This window comes from Naumannella cuiyingiana, assembly GCF_013408305.1.
Classification (GTDB): domain Bacteria; phylum Actinomycetota; class Actinomycetes; order Propionibacteriales; family Propionibacteriaceae; genus Naumannella; species Naumannella cuiyingiana.
Window position 1 is genome coordinate 272,614 of sequence record NZ_JACBZS010000001.1, and the last position, 18,516, is coordinate 291,129.

The 18,516-nt window shown below is 70.3% G+C and carries 15 protein-coding genes; 10 read left to right on the plus strand and 5 right to left on the minus strand.

Annotation, left to right across the window (positions count from 1 at the left end):
- The first annotated feature begins 683 nt into the window (after nt 1-683).
- The 4 genes from glgB to GGQ54_RS01160 all read left to right on the plus strand — a co-directional run bounded on the left by glgB (nt 684) and on the right by GGQ54_RS01160 (nt 6,242).
- Nucleotides 684-2,573, plus strand: a complete 1,890-nt coding sequence (glgB, locus tag GGQ54_RS16805) for a 1,4-alpha-glucan branching protein GlgB (RefSeq protein ID WP_246292765.1) — start codon at nt 684-686, stop codon at nt 2,571-2,573.
- The gene (locus GGQ54_RS01150) at nt 2,560-3,333 is read left to right on the plus strand and encodes an NUDIX hydrolase (protein WP_179443717.1); all 774 of its coding nucleotides are present in this window, start codon (nt 2,560-2,562) and stop codon (nt 3,331-3,333) included. Before glgB ends, GGQ54_RS01150 begins: the two co-directional genes overlap by 14 nt.
- 26 nt (nt 3,334-3,359) lie before the next feature.
- Nucleotides 3,360-3,953 carry a hypothetical protein gene (locus GGQ54_RS01155; protein WP_179443718.1) on the plus strand — a complete coding sequence of 198 codons (594 nt, stop codon included), beginning with the start codon at nt 3,360-3,362 and terminating at the stop codon, nt 3,951-3,953.
- A 117-nt stretch (nt 3,954-4,070) separates the two neighbouring features.
- Nucleotides 4,071-6,242: an SGNH/GDSL hydrolase family protein gene (locus tag GGQ54_RS01160; protein ID WP_179443719.1), complete on the plus strand. Its 2,172-nt coding sequence runs from the start codon at nt 4,071-4,073 to the stop codon at nt 6,240-6,242.
- 13 nt (nt 6,243-6,255) lie between these two features.
- Here GGQ54_RS01160 and GGQ54_RS01165 read toward each other — a convergent pair whose 3' ends face one another.
- Complete coding sequence (locus GGQ54_RS01165; RefSeq protein WP_179443720.1) at nt 6,256-7,221, minus strand: ArsR/SmtB family transcription factor; 966 nt, start codon at nt 7,219-7,221, stop codon at nt 6,256-6,258.
- A gap of 58 nt (nt 7,222-7,279) precedes the next feature.
- Here GGQ54_RS01165 and GGQ54_RS01170 point away from each other — a divergent pair, with 58 nt between their 5' ends.
- Nucleotides 7,280-8,449 carry an MFS transporter gene (locus GGQ54_RS01170; protein WP_179443721.1) on the plus strand — a complete coding sequence of 390 codons (1,170 nt, stop codon included), beginning with the start codon at nt 7,280-7,282 and terminating at the stop codon, nt 8,447-8,449.
- Between the two features lie 3 nt (nt 8,450-8,452).
- Here the strand turns inward: GGQ54_RS01170 and GGQ54_RS01175 are convergent, their stop codons facing one another.
- Nucleotides 8,453-11,080, minus strand: coding sequence for a GNAT family N-acetyltransferase (locus GGQ54_RS01175; protein ID WP_246292506.1), 2,628 nt, complete (start codon nt 11,078-11,080; stop codon nt 8,453-8,455).
- Complete coding sequence (locus GGQ54_RS01185; RefSeq protein WP_179443722.1) at nt 11,080-12,012, minus strand: tetratricopeptide repeat protein; 933 nt, start codon at nt 12,010-12,012, stop codon at nt 11,080-11,082. The genes GGQ54_RS01175 and GGQ54_RS01185 overlap by 1 nt, the downstream gene beginning before the upstream one ends.
- 81 nt (nt 12,013-12,093) lie before the next feature.
- Here GGQ54_RS01185 and pgm point away from each other — a divergent pair, with 81 nt between their 5' ends.
- Nucleotides 12,094-13,722: a phosphoglucomutase (alpha-D-glucose-1,6-bisphosphate-dependent) gene (gene pgm, locus GGQ54_RS01190; RefSeq protein ID WP_179443723.1), complete on the plus strand. Its 1,629-nt coding sequence runs from the start codon at nt 12,094-12,096 to the stop codon at nt 13,720-13,722.
- A 57-nt stretch (nt 13,723-13,779) separates the two neighbouring features.
- Here the strand turns inward: pgm and GGQ54_RS01195 are convergent, their stop codons facing one another.
- Nucleotides 13,780-14,856, minus strand: coding sequence for a substrate-binding domain-containing protein (locus GGQ54_RS01195; RefSeq protein WP_343045814.1), 1,077 nt, complete (start codon nt 14,854-14,856; stop codon nt 13,780-13,782).
- Nucleotides 14,857-14,931: 75 nt separating this feature from the next.
- Here GGQ54_RS01195 and GGQ54_RS16810 point away from each other — a divergent pair, with 75 nt between their 5' ends.
- From GGQ54_RS16810 to fmdA, 4 genes are all read left to right on the plus strand, one after another.
- Nucleotides 14,932-15,363 carry a MarR family transcriptional regulator gene (locus GGQ54_RS16810; protein WP_179443724.1) on the plus strand — a complete coding sequence of 144 codons (432 nt, stop codon included), beginning with the start codon at nt 14,932-14,934 and terminating at the stop codon, nt 15,361-15,363.
- Nucleotides 15,364-15,431: 68 nt separating this feature from the next.
- A complete protein-coding gene (locus tag GGQ54_RS17720) occupies nt 15,432-15,719 on the plus strand; it encodes an FmdB family zinc ribbon protein (protein WP_179446356.1) in 288 nt (95 codons plus the stop codon).
- 2 nt (nt 15,720-15,721) lie between these two features.
- The gene (locus GGQ54_RS01210; RefSeq protein WP_179443725.1) at nt 15,722-16,375 is read left to right on the plus strand and encodes an AmiS/UreI family transporter; all 654 of its coding nucleotides are present in this window, start codon (nt 15,722-15,724) and stop codon (nt 16,373-16,375) included.
- A 59-nt stretch (nt 16,376-16,434) separates the two neighbouring features.
- Nucleotides 16,435-17,685, plus strand: coding sequence for a formamidase (gene fmdA, locus GGQ54_RS01215; protein ID WP_179443726.1), 1,251 nt, complete (start codon nt 16,435-16,437; stop codon nt 17,683-17,685).
- Here the strand turns inward: fmdA and GGQ54_RS01220 are convergent.
- Nucleotides 17,675-18,496, minus strand: a complete 822-nt coding sequence (locus tag GGQ54_RS01220; RefSeq protein ID WP_179443727.1) for an LLM class flavin-dependent oxidoreductase — start codon at nt 18,494-18,496, stop codon at nt 17,675-17,677. The genes fmdA and GGQ54_RS01220 overlap by 11 nt on opposite strands.
- Nucleotides 18,497-18,516 lie beyond the last annotated feature (20 nt).

Below are 18,516 nucleotides of genomic sequence, written 5' to 3' on the forward strand. Positions count from 1 at the left end.
GCGACGTGTTCGCCGGGCGGCTGCGGCACGAGTTCACCCGCGCATCGCGTGAGGTCGCGCAGCTCGAGGCGTACCTCCCGCACGCGGAGCGGCTGCTGGAGCCCGTCGCCGCCCAGGACCGGGTGCCCACCCAGCGGATCCACGGCGACTTCCATCTCGGCCAGGCCCTGCGCACGGCCGACGGCTGGAAGATCATCGACTTCGAGGGCGAGCCGCTGCGCGCGATCGACGAGCGGCGGGCGCCGGACAGTGTCTGGCGCGACGCCGCCGGGGTGCTGCGCTCGCTGGACTACGCCGGCGCGACCGCCCGTCGCGCGGGTGCCGACGAGGCGGCCACGACCGCGTGGGTACGCGAGGCGCAGCGAGCCTTCATCGACGCCTACGCACCCGAACGCGACGAAGCGGGCGAGCAGTTGCTGGCCGCCGGCGCGGCGACGAAGGCCGCCTACGAGGCCGCGTACGAGACGCGGCACCGCCCGGACTGGCTGCCGATCCCGCTCGCGGCGCTGGCCGCGCTGGCCGGGACCGGCACGACACCCGATCCGCCCGCGCCCGATGCGCCTCCACCCGATGCACCCCCATCCGATGCACCCGCACCCGATGCACCCGCACCCGATGCACCCGCACCGGACTCCGACCCGTCGGCCGCGGAACGGCCGGTCGACCAGACCCGCTTCGGCGGCCTGGCCGGCTGGGACCTGGAGGGCTTCCACAGCGGTGGCGACACGGAGGCGTGGAAGCGCCTCGGCTCGCACGTGCTGACCGTGCCGGGCCCGGACGGTCCGGTCAGCGGTACCCGGTTCGCGGTCTGGGCGCCGCAGGCCCGCGCGGTCTCGGTCGCGGGCGATTTCAACGGCTGGGCGGGCACGCCGCTGGAGCTGATGCCCGGGACCGGGGTGTGGGCGGGCTTCGTGCCGGGCGTCGGCGTGGGTGCGTTGTACAAGTTCCAGATCCTGACCCGGGACGGCGAGTGGCTGGAGAAGGCCGACCCGATGGCGCGCTACGCCGAGCAGCCGCCGGCCACCGCCTCCATCGTCTGGGAGTCCGGCTACGAGTGGCGAGACGAGGAGTGGCTCGCCCGGCGCGCCCGGAGCGAGCCCAGGGTCGAGCCGATCAGCATCTACGAGGTTCACCTCGGCTCGTGGCGTGGCGCCAAGGGCTATCGGGAGCTGGCCGACGAGCTGATCGAGTACGTGACCTGGCAGGGCTACACGCATGTGGAGTTCCTGCCGCTCGCCCAACACCCGTTCGCCCCGTCCTGGGGCTACCAGGTGACCGGCTATTTCGCGCCGCAGTCGACGATGGGCGACCCGGATGATCTTCGCTACCTGATCGACCGGCTGCACGCCGCGGGCATCGGCGTACTGCTGGACTGGGTGCCCGGGCACTTCCCGAAGGATGCCTGGGCGCTCGGCCGCTTCGACGGCTCGGCGCTGTACGAGCACGCCGACCCCCGACAGGGCGAGCACACCGACTGGGGCACCTACATCTTCAACTTCGGTCGCAACGAGGTGAAGAGCTTCCTGGTCTCCAATGCCCTGTACTGGATCGAGGAGTTCCACATCGACGGGCTGCGGGTCGACGCCGTCGCCTCGATGCTCTATCTCGACTACTCCCGCAACGAGGGCGAGTGGGTGCCGAATCAGTACGGCGGCCGGGAGAACCTCGAGGCGATCGACTTCCTGCGCTATGTGAACACCCACCTGCACGACCGGGTGCCGGGGATCATGACGATCGCCGAGGAGTCGACCTCGTTCCCGGGGGTGACCAGGCCGGCCGCCGAGGGGGGCCTGGGCTTCACCTTCAAGTGGAACATGGGCTGGATGAACGACACGCTGTCCTATCTCGGGCGCGAGCCGATCCACCGGCAGTACCACCATCACGACATGACCTTCTCGATGGTCTACGCCTGGAGCGAGAACTTCATCCTGCCGATCAGCCACGACGAGGTGGTGCACGGCAAGGGCTCCATGATCAACAAGGTCCCGGGCGACGACTGGCAGAAGTTCGCCACGCTCCGGGCGTACTACGCGTTCATGTGGAGCCATCCCGGCAAGCAGTTGTTGTTCATGGGCCAGGAGTTCGGGCAGCGGCCGGAGTTCGACGAGTCGGTGCCCCCCGAATGGTGGGTCAGCGACCTGTGGGGGCACAACGGTCTGCAACAGCTCGTCCGCGACCTGAACCGGACCTACCGCGACAACCCCGCACTGTGGAGCATCGACAACGCACCGAGCGGCTTCGCCTGGATCGACGCCGATGACTCCGGTGGCAATGCCTTCTCCTTCCTGCGGTTCGGCGCGAACGGCGAGCAGTTGGCCGCGGTGATCAACTTCTCGCCCGAGCCGCGGGAGGACCTGCGGATCGGACTGCCCGCCGAGGGCACCTGGCGCGAGGTGCTGAACACCGATGCGGAGTTCTACGACGGGACGGGGCGCTTCGGCAACTCGGGGCAGGTGATCGCCCGGCCCGTCCCGCACGGGAACTTCCCGGCGAGCGCATCGATCGTGCTGCCGCCGCTGGCCGCGCTCTGGTTCGTTCACGATCCGCACGGCCCGGTCGATGACCTCGGTTGACATCACCATCGGTCCCGACCGGACGGCCCGGCTGCGCTGGGACGGCGCTCCCGACCGCGCGATGATCGCGACCGCCGCCGCGCAGGCGCTGGACCAGGCCGACCGGGTGGAGGCCGAGGTCGCAGACACCGACGTGCCCGCGCGACGGGCACTGCACCAGGCCGGCTTCCGCTCCGAGGGGGTACGCCGCCGCGCCCTGCCCGGTCCGGGCGGCGCGATGCTCGATGCCCGGATCTATGCGCGGCTCGCCGACGACGAGGTGGCGGGCCCGCTCGCCTTCTCCCAGGTGATGAACACCGTCCTGCCCCGCACCCGGCTGATCGCGCATGTGCTGTTCCGGCGTACCGATCCCGCCGGCGGGCCGATGCAGTATCTGTTCTGCCAGACCGTGTTCAAGACCGACTGGGAGTTGCCGGGCGGGGTGGTCGAGCCCGGCGAGTCCCCGCGCACCGGCGCCGTTCGCGAGGTTGCCGAGGAGCTCGGGCTGGCGGTCGAGGTGGGCGAGGTGCTGGCCGTCGACTGGCTGCCGCCCTATCTCGGCTGGGACGATGCCCTGGAGTTGATCTTCGACGGCGGCGAGCTGAGCGCCGAGCAGTGTGCGGCGATGGTGCTGCAGCCGAGCGAGATCGCGGCGGTGCACTGGACCAGCGCCGAGCAGGCCTACCCGATGCTCCGGGCCGGCGCGGCCCGGCGCCTGAAGTTGATCACGGAGCGGCCCGGCGCGACGCACTACCTGGAGGATGGCGACCCGCCGGGGTGAATCGCCGCTCGTGCCAGACTGTCGGCATGACCGAACCCCATCGCGAGTCATCGGCAGCACGGCCGACGGAGGACGCGGTCGAGGGCCCCGCCGCGGAGCCGTCGCCCGATCCGGGGCACTTCCGGCACTGGCGTCGTTGGTTGGTCGTCGGCGCCCTGCTGGTCGCTGCCGGATTGCTGCTGTTCTTCGTCTGGACCTCGTTCCTGCCCCGTTGGTGGGCGCAGACGATCAGTCGGCAGACGGGAGGCACCTTCTCCGGTGGGGTCGGCTGGGGCCTGATCCTCGGCTTCCTGTTCACCCTGGTGCCGCTGTTGATCATGGGCGTCGCGCTGTTCCGGAACTGGAAGTACCTCGGCGTGCGCATCGCCCTGGCGGTGCTCGCGATCCTGCTCGCCGTGCCCAACCTGATCACCCTGAGCGTCTCGGTGGCACCGGGGCGGGCGAACGAGATCGCGCGTACCACGATGGACGTGAACGCGCCCTGGTTCCGCGGAGCGACCGGTATCGGCGCCGCGATCGCCGGTGCGGTCGCGATCGTGTTGTGGATCCTCGGCTACATCCGCCGCAGCCGCGGCCGCGAGGTCCGTCGCCTGCGCGCCGAACTCGACGCCGCCGACTGACCGGCACCGAAATCGTTCCCGCGAAACTCTGGCGCATCGCGGCGACAGCTGATTAAAGTACTTCGATACCCCTCTCGGGGAGTCGAAGGAGACGCTGTGCGACGACGGAGCCGCCACATGAGACAACCGATGCGCCGCCGGATCCCCGCCGTCCTGGCCGCGACCGCGCTGCTGGGTCTGACGGCCCCGGCCACGGCCCACGCGGCCGACGGGTTCGAACCGTACGTGGCGATCGCCCCCGCGGCAGGCAAGCCGAACGTGTTGCAACTCGGCGACTCCTACTCCTCCGGCGTCGGCGCGCACGAGTTCGGGCAGGTACTGAACTACGCGCAGCTTCGGTGCGGCCGCTCCGCGACCAACTGGGGTCAGCAGTTCGCCGAGCGGATCGGCGGCAGCTACGTGAATGCGGCGTGCGGCGGCGCGACCTTCGCCGACCTGACGGGCGAGCAGGACTTCTGGGGTCCGGTGGCGCCACAGCTCGACGCCGTCAGCACCGACGCCGACCTCGTGCTGATGACGATGGGCGGTAACGACTTCGGCTTCCCCGCGCTCATCGGCCCCTGCTTCGACGACAAGGACGCGGCGAAGTGCCGCGAGGCCCTCGCGTCCTCGCTCGACTCGGTGCGGCCGGGCGGCAAGGTCGAGAGGACCGCCGACGAGGGGATCGGGCTGATCCGCGGGAAGCTGCGTCCCGATGCCAAGCTGATCTGGCTGTCCTATCCCGACCTGACGAGCGCGGACTCCGTGCCGCTGGGCACCGGCGACGACACCTACGACTATGTCCCCGACCTGCGCCGGCTGATCGACGACTTCATCGACCTGCAGCACCGCGTCGCCGACCGGGCCAACGCGGAAGCGGGCGCCGAGGTGCACGTCGTCGACACCATCCCCGACGCGTTCGAGGGGAACTCGCTCGACCAGAGCCAGGGCCGGTACCAGACAAACCTGCCGGCCGAGTCCGACGACTCGTGGCTGATCGGCCTCGACGACCCGTACGGCTTCGAGAGCTACCACCCCAAGCAGCGCGGCTACGACGCGTACGCCGACGCGCTCCACGACTACTACGTCGCGAACATCGCCCCCACTCCTACTCCTACTCCTGGCCCAACCACACCCCCGCCGACGACGCCCCCGCCGACGACCGCCCCCGCCTCGGCACCGCCGACGGCGGGCGTACTCCCCCCGTACGTGGCCATCCCGGCGCAGGCGAGCAAGCCTGCCGTGGTCCAGCTCGGCGATTCCTACTCCTCCGGCGTCGGCGCCCACCCGTTCGGCCGGTTGACCTACGTACAGAACCTGCGGTGCGGCCGCTCCGAGACCACGTACGGTCAACTGTTCGCCGAACGGATCGGTGGCAGCTACGTCAACGCCGCATGCGGCGGCGCGCAGTTCCCCGACCTGACGGGCCAGCAGGACTCCGGCGGGCCGGTGGCGCCGCAGGTCGACGCGGTGACAACCGACACCGACATCGTGTTGATGACGATGGGCGGCAACGACTTCGGCTTCGGCGGCCTCGGCGTGTGCGTCGACCAGGAGGATGCGGTCGCCTGCCGCCAGAACCTGGCCCAGACCCTCGACTCGGTACGCCCCGACGGCCTGGTCGAGCGACGCGCCGACGAGGGCATCGCGCGTATCCGCGAGAAGCTGCGGCCCGACGCCAAGCTGATCTGGCTCTCCTATCCCGACCTGACCGAGGCCGACTCCGTCACCATCGGCACCGGTGACGAACGCTACGACTACGCACCCGACCTGCTGCAGGCGACCGACGACTTCATCGCGCTGCAGCGCCGCGTCGCGAACCGGGCGAATGCGACGCCCGGGGCCCAGGTCTACGTGGTCGACACGATCCCCGAGGTCTTCGACGGCCACTCCATCGACCAGAACCGGGGCAAGTACCAGACCCACAATCCCGCGCGGCCCGAGGACGCCTGGCTGATCGGCATCCGCGACCCCTACGGCCCCGAGGCGTACCACCCCAAGCAGATCGGCTTCGACGCATACGCCGATGCCCTGCACGCGTTCTACACCGAGCGCATCCTCGCGCCGTCGGCGACGCCCACGCCAAGCCCGACGGGCCCCGACCACCCGGGACCGACGAGCGCCAGCCAGCCGCCCCTCGGCACGTCGTCCCCGACCGGCGCGAGCGGCGAACCGAACAAACCTGCCGACGGCGCGGGCACCACGGCGCGCCCACCGCTGGCCGACACCGGCGGGCCCGGACCGGGCCTGCTCGTGGGCCTGCTGGGTGGGGCGACGGGAATCGGATTGCTGATCCGTCGGCGCCATTGAGTGCGTCGACCGCCTACCGCCCGTTTGCCCACTGCTCGGCAACCAGCCGATCGCCCAGATTGGTGCGTCGGTAGATCACCTCGCGGCCGCTCCGCCGGCGCTGGACGAGCCCGGCCCCGCGCAGCACCGCGAGATGATCACCCACCGTGCCCAGACCCAGCCCGGTCAACTGAACGAGTTGCGTCGTGCTGAGCGGCGCGGCGAGCCGCTGCAGGACCTCGGCCCGATTGGCGCCGAGCAGCCGAACGAGCCCACCGGCGGCCGGTGCCGGGTCGGCATGGACCCCGGCAACGGGGTACGCCGCGCCGAATCGGCGTGGCGGATCCCAGACCACAAAGGCCCGCGGCGAGTCCGCCGGATACCAGACCAGTTCGTCTGCGCTGGTCAGGTCCTTGTCCGGCAGGTCGTTGTTGCTGATCCGGAGCGAACCGTCGGCCAACCAGGCCATTCGCGGATGCAGCTCGGGTAGCACCGCCGACCAGCCCCGCGCGCCGAGCACGGCGGATCTGAGCAGCACGTCGGCGCGAAGAATCCTCTCCCGACGCGACCAGTCCGGCGCGATGCCGGTCTCCCAGACCCACTCCAGGAGTGCGGCCACGTCTCGCCCCAGCCCTCGCCGCCGGCGCAACCGGGGCGTGAGTTCGCCGATCATGCCGAGTTCGGTGCGAATCATGCGGTCGGGTCGTTCGCTGACGCAACGCAGCTCGGCGGCGAACCCGTCAGCCGTGGCGGGCGGCGCGACGGTCAGGCAGTCGGCCACCCACCCGGGGCCCGCCGCGAGCCGGGAGATGTCTGCCTGCACCGGATGATCGGCCAGCTGCGCCCGTAGTGCGGGCCGGTGCCGCCGACGCCACTCGAGCTGCCATGGCTCACACCGCGCGCCGACCAGGATCAACAGCCCGGCGACCGTCTCCAGCAGCGGTGAGACGGCGAACCGGCTGCGCGCCAGTAGGTCGGCATCGACCAGCCATCGTGACATGTTTCGCCTCCCAGCGAAACATTAGGCAGAGGGTGTGAACAAGCCAAGGCTGAGCAACATGACTCCCGGCTACCGCGCGCTGTTGTCCATCCGCGACTACCGCATCCTGTTCGCGGTCAGCAGCCTGCAGACCGCTTCCACCACAGCGGCATCGCTCGCCCTGGCCACCGGGCTCCAGCAGAGCACCGGTTCACCGCTGCTGACTGCGCTCGGAATGTTTGCCTCGCCATTGGCGGCGGTGATCGGGGCCAACACGTTGCTCGCTGCCGCCGACACGGTGCCACCAAGAACTTTGTTGCGCGTGATCTACCTGCTGATTGCGGCCTGCCTCGCAGTGCAGACCATGCCCGGTCTCTCCCCGGTCGCGCGCCTGGCGCCGATGCTGATCATCGGCGCCGCATCGGCGGTGGCCGCCGGTGCTCGTTGGGGGCTACTGGGTGACCTGCTGAGCCCGATCCAGTACGCCCCCGGCCGATCCCTGATCAACTCCAGTGTCGGGGCCCTGCAGATAGCGGGTTTCGCCGGCGGCGGGGCCCTCCTGCTCGCCTTCACCGTGGATACGGTGTTCTGGGTGGCTGCCGCCTGCAGCGCCCTGGCGGCCGCGCTCACACTCGGGCTACCCGCACATGCCGCGCGTCGCACCGGCAGGCTAGCCCTGCTGTCGAGCTGGCGGACGAACCTCCGCCTGCTCGGTGACGGGAGAATCCGGCGGCTGATCATCGCCGCCAGCGTGCCGAACGGCCTGATTGTCGGCTGTGAGGCCCTGTTCGTGCCGTGGGCGAACGCTCGCGCGTCCGTGCTGTACCTCGCCGGAGCGTTCGGCATGATGCTCGGCGACATCGTCCTCGGACGACTGTTCTCCCCCGCCCGTCGCGCACGCCTGCAATTGCCGTTACGCGTACTGCTCGCCGGCTCGTTCCTGATCTTCGCCGCCTCACCGACGCTGGTCGTCGCCGCAATCGCCGTGGGCATCGGCTCCATCGGCTACGCGGCGACACTGGCCCTGCAGGAGGGGCTGCTGCGGGCCACGCCCCACCATCTCCTCGGCCAGGCACAAGGACTGGAGAACGCCCTCCGGATGACCGCCCAGGGCGTCGGCGCGGTGCTGGGTGGCAGCCTGGCAGAGTTCATCGGTCCGGGACCGGCGATCGTCGCTCTTGCGGCGACGTCCCTCGCGATCACCACGACGGTGACCCGCCGGCCACTGGCGGACCTACCGCCGACCTGACGATCAGCGAATCCCGAGACCGTCCAGCAGGAACGCGTAGTCCCAGGCGATGTCCTCCCAGCCCTTGTAGCGCCCGGAACCGCCCCCATGACCGCCGTCCATCTCGATCTTGAAGACGATCGGCTCGTCCCCGGTCGTGACCTCGCGGAGTCGCGCCACCCACTTGGCCGGCTCGACATAGAGCACCCGGGTGTCGTCCAGGCTGGTCACCGCCGCGATTCGCGGGTACGCCGCGGGCCGGATGTTCTCGTACGGCGTGTAGGCCTTGATCGTTTTGTACGCCTCGGCATCGGTGATCGGGTTGCCCCACTCCTCCCACTCCAGGGCGGAGAGTGGCAGCTCGGGATCGAGGATCGAGGTGAGGGCGTCGACGAACGGCACCTGCGCGACGATCACCCGATAGAGCTCCGGCGCGAGATTCGCCACAGCCCCCATCAGCAGGCCACCAGCCGACCCGCCCATCGCCCCGATCCGATCGGGATCCGACCTCCCGGACTCGACCAGATGCCGGGTCACCGCGACGAAGTCGGTGAACGAGTTGATCTTGTGTTGCTTCTTGCCGTCGGTGTACCAGCGGCGACCGAGCTCGCCGCCGCCGCGAACGTGCGCGATGGCATACAGCACCCCGCGGTCGAGCAGGCTGAGCCGCGGGATCCGGAAGTCCGGATCCATCGAGATCTCGTAGCTGCCGTACCCGTAGACGATCGTCGGCTGCGGGATGCCCGGGTCGAGGTCGCGCCGCCGTACCAGCGTGACCGGGATCGCGGTGCCGTCCTCGGCCCTGGCCCAGACCCGCTCGGCCAGATAGTCCTCGGCGCGGTAGCCACCGCGTACCGGAATCTCCTTACGCAGCAGGAGTTCGCCGCCGGCAGGGTCGTAGTCGTAGACCCTCCCCGGGGTGACGAAGGACTCATAGCCGAGCCGCACGACCGGCGCCTCCAGGCTGGCGCGCACCACATCACAGGAGTACAGCTGCTCGCCGAAATCCGGCGAGGAGAGCTCGACGGACGCGCCGCCGGCCAGGCCGTCCAGCGGCGCGAAGGCGACCGTCGGGATCGCGTCGCGGCGCAGGCCGACGCACAACTGGCCGGCCGCCGGGAAGGCGACGGCGATCCGGACGTCGTCGCGGTGCGGGACGACTGTGCGCCAGTGCTGCTCGGCGAGCGGCAGCGGCAACTCATCGACTGCCAGCAGCGAGACCATCGAGTTCTCCGCGCCGTTCCGGTTGTGCGTGATCAACAACTCCCGGCGGCCGTCGAGGTCGAGCGGCTCCACCGCGTACAGCGCCCCGGCCGCCCGCGGCAACACCACCCGCGGCTCGACCCGGTCGGACGCGTCGAGCTCGGCGAAGTCGATCAGCCGGGTCTCGCTCACCTCGGAGTTGCCGGCCGAGATGATCAGGGTGCGGTGGTCGGCGGACCGGTCGATTGCGGTCCACAGCGTGGGGTCGTCCTCGCGGAAGATCACCCGATCCTGCGCCGGGTCGCTGCCGAGCACGTGCCGGCGTACCTCGTGCGGGCGCCAGGTCTCGTCCACCACGAGGTAGGTCACCGACGCCGAGTCCGGTGCCCACACCGTGCCGTAGAACGTCTCCGGGATCGTATCGGCAAGATCATTTCCGGTGGCAAGATCGCGGAAGCGCAGCGTGAACTTCTCGTTCCCGGTCACATCGACCGCGTACGCCAACAGCTTCCCGTCGTCGCTGACCGCGCTCGCGCCGAGCGAGAAGAACGCGTGCCCGTCGGCCTCGGCGTTCTCGTCGAGCATGATCATCTCGTCCGCCGGCGGCGCGGCGGGGTCGATCACCGGCGGCGTCCAATCGTCGCCGCGCGCGGGGACCCGGCAGTGCAGAGCGTACTGGCTGCCCTCGACGGTACGCCGGTAGTACCACCACTCGCCGCGCCGCCAGGGCACCGACAGATCGGTCTCCTCCGTCCGGGACCTGATCTCGTCGAAGATCGCCCGGCGCAGCGACGCCTGGTCGGCGGTGACCGCCTCGGCATAGGCGTTCTCGGCCCGTAGGTGCGCGATCACCTCGGGGTTTTCCCGATCGCGCAGCCACTCGTAGTCGTCGACGAAGACATCGCCGTGGTTGCGGCGCTCGGCGGGGCGCCTGTCGGTGAGCGGTGCCCGCAACGGCTTCTCGTACTCGTATTCCTCGGTCTGCGAGCGGTCGCCGAGCTCGCGCTCGCGGCCCGTCGCCCGATAGCCAAGTCGCTCGTACAGCCGGTGGGCATCGGCGAACCGCGTGTCGGTCCACAAGATCATCCGCTCGGCGCCCGCGCGGCGCGCGCGGTCCTCGATGAACCGGACGAGCCCGGAGCCCAGCCCGCCGCGCCGCCCGGCCGCGGCGACGTAGAGCGACTTCAGCTCCGCGACCCCGTCCCCCGCCGGGCGCCAGGCGATCGTGGCGACGGGTACGCCGGCGTCCTCGGCGACGAAGAGCTCGCCGCCGGTCGTCGCGTACGCCTGCGCCGGCGCGCGCAGCCAAGGCTCCTCGCCGTCGACGTCGAGCACGATGCCTGGGTACTCGGCCCAGATCTTCTCGATCAGGTCGATCAGCGCCGCCGAGTCCGCGTCCCGCGCCGGGCGCACCGACCGCCCGGCGACCGCCGGGTCCACCGCCGCCATCAGAAGAGCGCGGTCATCAGGTCGCGGCGTGCCTTCAGCACGGCGGAATCGGCCGGGTCGACGGTCTCGAACAGCTCCAGCACGCGGCGGCGTACCTTCTCCCGATCATCGCCGGCGGTACGCCGGACCAGCCCGATCAGGCGGTCGAAGGCCTTGCCCGGGTCGCCGCCAACCAGTTCGAAGTCGGCGGCGGCGAGCTGGGCATCGACATCGTCGGGCTCGACATCGGCGCGCGCGATCGCCACCTTGGGGTCGTTGTTCACCCCGCTCGTGCGGGCGAGCAGGCCGACCTGCGCCTTGCCCGCCTTCGCCTCGGCGTCGTTCGGCGTCTCGGCGAGGATCTTGTCGAACTCGGCCTCCGCCTTCACGAAGTCGCCCTCGGCCAGCGCCGCGTCCGCGGCCTCGAAGCGCGGGTCGGCGGGCGGCTCGGGCGCGTTCTCACCGGCGGCACCGGCGGGCGCGCCGCCCTGGCTCGGCGCGGTGCCGACGATGCCGTTCGCGACGGCGGCCTGCAGCACCTGATCGACGATCGCGTGGACCTGCTCGGCCGGCTGGGTGCCCTGGAAGAGGGGGGCGACCTGGCCGCCGAGCAGCGCGAGAACGGTGGGAACGCTCTGTACGCCGAGCGCCTGGGCGATCTCGGGCTGGGCGTCCACGTCGATCCGGCCGAGCAGGAAGCGGCCGCCGGAGGAATTGGCCAGCCCGCTCAGGGTGGCGCTCAGTTCATCGGCGCCTTGGGCGCGGGGGGACCAGAACTCCACGATCACCGGGTACTTGACCGACTCACCGAGGACCTGCTGCAGGTTGGCCTGGCTGATCTCGACGACGTAGTTACCGGCGCCGCCGGGCGCGCCGCCGCCCTGCGCACCCGCCTGCGCCTTGGCCTTGAGCGCCGACAGGTCCATTGCACCGCTGAAGCTGGAAGACGTCATGGCGCCCATTCTGGCAGGCGGGTCGGCCGGTGCGGCGTACCGGACCCCTCCCGGCACGCGGCCGTGCGGCAGGATGGGGGCATGGCACACGAGCGGGCCGGCCAGCCGGCGCAGAGCAGCGACCTGATCGATGTCGACGCGGTGCTCGCGGCGTACCACGACGTCGCTCCCGATCCGGACAACCCCGACCAGCAGGTGGTCTTCGGGACGTCCGGGCACCGCGGCTCCAGCCTCGACGGGGCCTTCAACGACGCGCACATCGCGGCGACGACGCAGGCGATCGTCGAGTACCGCGCAAGCCAGGGCATCGACGGGCCGATCTACCTGGGCAAGGACACCCACGCGCTGTCGCTGCCCGCCTGGCAGACCGCCACCGAGGTGCTGATCGCCAACGGCGTGCCCGTGCTGGCCGAGGGCGAGGGCGACTACACCCCCACGCCTGCGCTGTCCCGGGCGATCGTGGTGCACAACTCGGGTTCCGGGGCGCGGGCGGACGGAATCGTCGTCACCCCCTCGCACAATCCGCCGCGCGACGGCGGGTTCAAGTACAACCCGCCGCACGGCGGTCCGGCCGACACCGATGCCACGTCCGCGATCGCGGCGCGCGCGAACGAACTGCTGCGCGATCCGAGCGGCATCCGCCGGATCGCCTACGCCGAGGCGGCGCGGCAGGTGGAGCGCTTCGACTATCTCGGCCGCTATCTCGATGATCTTGCCTCCGCGATCGATCTCGATGCGATCCGCGGGTCCGGGCTGCGGATCGGGGCCGACCCGATGGGCGGGGCGAGCGTGCAGTACTGGCAGGCGATCGCCGAGCGGCTCGGCATCGACCTGACGGTGACCAACGACTCGGTCGACCCGACGTGGTCGTTCATGACGCTGGACTCCGACGGCAAGATCAGGATGGACCCGTCCTCGCCGGACGCGATGGCGTCGCTGCTGGCGAGTCGCGATGCCTACGACCTCGCGACCGGCAACGACGCCGATGCCGATCGGCACGGCATCGTCACCCCCGATGCGGGCCTGATGAACCCGAATGCCTACCTCGCGGTGGCCATCGGCTATCTGTACGCCAATCGTCCCGGCTGGGCGGCGGGCGCCGGGGTCGGCAAGACGCTGGTCTCGTCGTCCATGATCGACCGGGTCGTCGCCGACCTCGGTCGCCGGCTGGTGGAGGTGCCGGTCGGCTTCAAGTGGTTCGTGCCGGGGCTGAGCACTGGTGAGCTGGGCTTCGGCGGCGAGGAGTCCGCCGGTGCGTCGTTCCTGACCCGCGACGGCGCCACCTGGACCACCGACAAGGACGGCATCTTGTTGTGCCTGCTCGCCTCCGAGATCACCGCCGTCACCGGGCAGACACCGAGCCAGCTCTATGCCGGCCTCACCGAGCGCTTCGGTACGCCGGCCTACGCGCGCACCGATGCCACCGCGGGTCGCGAACAGAAGGCGCGGCTCGCGGCCCTGTCCCCCGATGACGTCTCCGCGAGCGAGCTGGCCGGCGAGCCGATCACGGCCGTGCTCACCCGCGCGCCCGGTAACGATGCGCCGATCGGCGGGATCAAGGTCACCACCGAGAATGCGTGGTTCGCCGCGCGCCCCTCGGGCACGGAGGACAAGTACAAGATCTATGCCGAATCGATGCGCGGCGAAGATCATCTTCGCGAGGTGCAAGAGCAGGCCCAGAGCCTGGTCGACGGCGTACTCGCCGGCTGAAGCGAGAGGCCGCAGCCCGCGGGCGGACCGGGCCCGAGCGACGCCCACGCAGAATGATCAGCCGGGCGCAGCCGCACCCGGTCGGTGGATGGTGTCCAAGATCTCGAACTGCAGACCATCGACGCGCGCGAGATAGACCTGTTGATCGAAGTGTCCGCGTCCGAGCACCATGCTCCCGCGCGGCCCGTCGTAGCCGAGCGGCTCTCGTCTCGGGCCGGACAGCAGGGCGAGGGCGAGCAGACCTTCGTAGCAGGACTCCGCCATGTTGTTCAGTACCGGCGCTTCGGTGCCGAACCGCGCGGCGTAGGCGCCGACCAGATCGAGTGCACCGGCGGTGGCGAGATTCGCGAAGTAGCCGGCAGAGACGAACAGACCGTCCGCCGCGTCGGCGCCGCTCGCAAGGACCATGTTCTCCTCCATCAGCGGGGTGTAGCGCACCATGTCCTCGGATCCGGGCAGTGCGGCGAAAGCGCGGATGAAGCGCACGGCATCCTCCCCGACCAACAACAAGAGCACCCCGTGGGCGCCGGTCTGCAGCGCCCAGCGTGCGGCGTCGTCGAACTCCGCCCCGCCATAGGGCACGAATCGCTCGCCGACGATTCTCAGGCCGAGCCGGCCGCAGTAGGCCGCTATCGAACGCGCGGTCGACCTCGGCCAGATGTAGTCATCGCCGACGACACACCAACTCTTCACCCCTTGGTGTTGCCGGAGCCACTGCAGGGCGGGCGCGATCTGCATCCGTGGCGTCTCGCCGGAACAGTAGACCGCGCTGGCGCGCTCCCCGCCTTCGTACAACGAGGTGTAGACGTAGGGAACAAGCCCACCCAGTGCCGGGACGAGAGTGCGCCGCACGGCCGAGATGTGCCAGCCGGTGACCCCGTGGATCCGCCCGGTCCGGGCAGCGGCGCGGATCTGGGAGGCGATCGTATCCGGCGCAGCAGCGCCGTCGAAGATCTCGATCTCCACCTGCCGCCCCGCGATCCCGCTGCGATCGTTCAACTGATCGGCGGCCAGCTCGGCCACTGCCTCACACGAAGGCGCGAACAATCCGGGCGGTCCCTGTTGCGGGATGACCAACCCGACGCGAAAGCTGCGTTCCTCGTGCACGCCCGCCCCCCGTGCTAGCCTCGCCACGGCCTATTTCAGTATGAAACTACTCCAATCTTGTCCGGAGTGTGCGCGACCGGACCCGATCCACGGAGGACATCTGTGAGCGATACGGCCGAGCTCAACCGCACCGGCGGGCCGACATTGCGACTTGCCCGCGTGGTCGCTCGGGTCGAGGCGGCGCTTGTCCTGCCCCTCCGGGCCGAAGGACTGCGGCTCGACGAGTGGCGCGCCCTTGAGCTGCTTGCGACAGGACCGAAGCGGCCGATGTCGGACATCGCCGAAGCCACGCTGATCAGCGGTCCTACGCTGACGCGGGTCATCGATCGCCTGGTCGCGGCCGGCCTGTTGCATCGGATCGCCGACGTGCAGGACCGGCGGCGCGTGCTGGTCGGGCTCACTCGGCGCGGGAAGGCGTTGCACCAACGCCTCGCCGCCAAGGTGGCGGGGATCGAGCGTGCGGCACTGGACTCGGCGCCGACCCGGGAGGATCTCGCCGCGGCGCTGGACGAGTTGCCGGACCCCAACCGCTGATCCGTCGGCGCTTGCCTTGACAGATATTTTCAAATGGGTATATTCCGTGTGAACGCATGGAGGACCCGATGGCGACCTATGAGTTCACCTGCCGCCGGTGTGGCGGTTTCGATCTGAGCCTGCCGATGTCGCAGGCGGCTGCCCGCGCTCGATGCCCTCGGTGCGGCAACGAGGCGCGACGGCGCTACACCGCACCCGCTCTGCGCACCATCTCGGCAGGCCTGTCCCGGGCCGCCGACCTGGCCGACGGGTCGGCCGAGCGGCCCCGGGTGGTCCGCGCGATTCCACCGGCGGTGACCGCGCCAGGCCCGATGGGACCCGCGCACCCGCTGCAGGCACGGCTGCCCCGGAGCTGATCATGGGAGCGATCGGGCTGTTCTACGTGGGCGCGGTCCTGATCGTGAACGGCCTGATGCTGCTCGGGCGGATCACGCCGAAGGGCGCTGCCCCGCTCAACCTGATGGTTGGATCGATGCAGGTGATCTTCCCGACCCTGGCGTTGATCAACTCCGGCGGCGAGCCCGCAGCGGTGCTCGCCGCGGCACCGATCTACCTTTTCGGGTTCACCTACCTCTGGGTCGGGGTCGCGAATGCCACTGGCTGGGGCGCCGAAGGCCTGGGCTGGTTCTCACTGTTCGTCGCCGTCAGCGCGGTCGTCTTCGGTGGGTACGCCTTCACCGCCCAGGCCGATCCCGGCTTCGGGGTGATCTGGCTGCTCTGGGCGGTGTTGTGGGCGATGTTCTTCGTGCTCCTGGCTCGGGGACGTGCCGAATGGGCGCCCGCCACCGGGATCGTTGCGACCGGCGAGGGAGTTCTGACGGCGGTGGTCGGGATCTTGATCGTCTTCGACCGGTGGCAGTCCACGGCCGAAGCGGCCGTGGTGATTGCGATCCTCGGGGGCGCCCTCGTGGTGGTCTCCGCCGTCCTCGGCCGCCGGCTCGCCACTGCGCCACCGTCCACCACCGACACCGACACCGACGCCGACACCGACGAACGGTCGGTCCGGACCTGAACCCGCTGTCACGTCGGACTGATCCACCCGAACAAGCCCGCCCAAGAAGGAGAAGCGATATGCCCGAAGTAGTGTTCAGCGTCGACCAGAGCCTCTCGATGCGCGACCAGGCAGTGCCCGGTCACAACCGCTGGCATCCCGATGTTCCCCCGGCCGTCATGGTGAAACCCGGTCAGGAGTTCCGGATCGAGTGCAAGGAGTGGACCGACGGCCAGATCGGCAACAACGACTCCGCCAACGATGTGCGCGATGTCGATCTTTCCCCGTGCCACATGTTGTCCGGCCCGATCGGTGTGGAGGGCGCCGAGCCGGGCGACCTGCTCGTGGTGGACATCCTCGACCTCGGACCGGTACCTCAGACCGTCGGACCGAACTGTGGCGAGGGCTGGGGGTACTCGGGCATCTTCGCGAAGGTGAACGGCGGGGGCTTCCTCACCGATCAGTTCCCGGACGCCTACAAGGCCATCTGGGACTTCCAGGGGCAACAGTGCACGTCGCGGCACGTTCCCGGCGTGCGCTACACCGGGATCACCCATCCGGGCCTGTTCGGCACCGCGCCGTCGGCCGAGTTGCTGGCCGCGTGGAATGAGCGCGAGCGCGCCCTGATCGCCACCGACCCCGACCGTGTCCCACCGCTCGCCCTGCCGCCGCTGGTGGACGGCACCCTCGGCGGGACCGCCGAGGGGGCGCCGTTGGACGCGATCGCTGCCGACGGCGCGCGCACCGTGCCCGCCCGCGAGAACGGCGGCAATCACGACATCAAGAACTTCACTCGCGGCAGCCGCATCTTCTACCCCGTGTTCGTCGAAGGCGCCCTCCTGTCCGGTGGCGACCTGCATTTCAGCCAGGGTGATGGGGAGATCAACTTCTGTGGCGCCATCGAGATGGGCGGATTCATCGACATGCATGTGGATCTGATCAAGGGCGGCATGGACACGTACGGCGTACACAACAACCCGGTCTTCATGCCGGGGCGGGTGGCGCCGCTGTATTCGGAATGGTTGACATTCATCGGGGTGTCGGTCAACCACGATGACAACTCCAATGCCTACATGGACGCGACCATGGCCTATCGCAATGCCTGCCTGAATGCGATCGAGTATCTGGGCAAGTGGGGCTACACGGGCGAACAGGCCTACCTGATCCTGGGCACGTCCCCGATCGAGGGGCGGATCGGCGGGGTGGTCGACATCCCCAACGCCTGCTGTTCGGTCTTCCTGCCGACCGAGATCTTCGACTTCGACATCAGGCCGCGCCCCGGCGCTGCGCCCGTTCGCGAGGATCGCGGTCAGGTCGCGGTCACGTCGTGATCGTTTCTCCGGCATGGCCGCCCGCGGCCCGCACGGCCTCGATCAGCCCCGGCAGGTCGGGCTCGTCAGGGGCCGGCTCGACGGTGATGTCGGTGGCCCCGGCGCGCGCGGCGGCGGTGATCGCCTCCGCGGCGCCGGGGATGTTCGCGCCCTCCTCGGGCCCGATCCCGAGCACGATGCCGGCACGCGAACCGGTCTCGTCGAGCACGCCGCGCATCCGCCCCACGGCCTCGGCGCCACCGCGCGCCAGCAACACCCCGTCGGCGAGTTCGGCCGACAACCGCAGCGTCTTCTCCCCGAATCCGCCCATCAGCAGCGGCAGCGGCTCGGTCGGCGGGTAGCGCAGCCGCACCCGGTCCAGCTTCACGTACCGGCCCGACACGGTGACCTCCTCGCCCGCCAGCAGGGCGCGCAGCGCCACGGCGTACTCCCGCAACAACGTCATCGGCGACGCGACCTTCGCCCCCGCCTGGGCCATCCAGTCCTGCACGCCGTGCCCGATGCCGGGAAGCAGTCGGCCCGGATACAGCCGCGCCAGCGTCGCGAGCTCCATCGCGGTCAGCGCGACATTGCGCAGGGGCGTGGGCAGCAGCGCCACCCCGACCCGGATCCGCGACGTGCCCGCGAGCGCGGTCGCCGCGCAGGCCAGCCCGCTCTGGGCGAAGCAGTCCTCCCACAGCCACAGCGTGTCCAGGCCCGAGTCCTCCACCAGGCGGGCGAAGGCGGGCAGGTCCTCGGGCGGGCGATCCCATGGCACGAAGGTCAGGCCCAGTCGCGGGGCGGCACCGGCATCGGCGAGCACATCGGTCATGGCGCCAGCATGCCCGGTCC

Excerpts from the sequence above, each read along its gene's own strand:
- GGQ54_RS01150 (WP_179443717.1), top strand. The coding sequence starts at position 2,560 with ATGACCTCGGTTGACATCACCATCGGTCCCGACCGGACGGCCCGGCTG.
- GGQ54_RS01155 (WP_179443718.1), top strand. The coding sequence starts at position 3,360 with ATGACCGAACCCCATCGCGAGTCATCGGCAGCACGGCCGACGGAGGAC.
- GGQ54_RS01160 (WP_179443719.1), top strand. The coding sequence starts at position 4,071 with ATGAGACAACCGATGCGCCGCCGGATCCCCGCCGTCCTGGCCGCGACC.
- GGQ54_RS01165 (WP_179443720.1), bottom strand. The coding sequence starts at position 7,221 with ATGTCACGATGGCTGGTCGATGCCGACCTACTGGCGCGCAGCCGGTTC.
- GGQ54_RS01170 (WP_179443721.1), top strand. The coding sequence starts at position 7,280 with ATGACTCCCGGCTACCGCGCGCTGTTGTCCATCCGCGACTACCGCATC.
- GGQ54_RS01175 (WP_246292506.1), bottom strand. The coding sequence starts at position 11,080 with ATGGCGGCGGTGGACCCGGCGGTCGCCGGGCGGTCGGTGCGCCCGGCG.
- GGQ54_RS01185 (WP_179443722.1), bottom strand. The coding sequence starts at position 12,012 with ATGACGTCTTCCAGCTTCAGCGGTGCAATGGACCTGTCGGCGCTCAAG.
- pgm (WP_179443723.1), top strand. The coding sequence starts at position 12,094 with ATGGCACACGAGCGGGCCGGCCAGCCGGCGCAGAGCAGCGACCTGATC.
- GGQ54_RS17720 (WP_179446356.1), top strand. The coding sequence starts at position 15,432 with ATGGCGACCTATGAGTTCACCTGCCGCCGGTGTGGCGGTTTCGATCTG.
- GGQ54_RS01210 (WP_179443725.1), top strand. The coding sequence starts at position 15,722 with ATGGGAGCGATCGGGCTGTTCTACGTGGGCGCGGTCCTGATCGTGAAC.
- fmdA (WP_179443726.1), top strand. The coding sequence starts at position 16,435 with ATGCCCGAAGTAGTGTTCAGCGTCGACCAGAGCCTCTCGATGCGCGAC.
- GGQ54_RS01220 (WP_179443727.1), bottom strand. The coding sequence starts at position 18,496 with ATGACCGATGTGCTCGCCGATGCCGGTGCCGCCCCGCGACTGGGCCTG.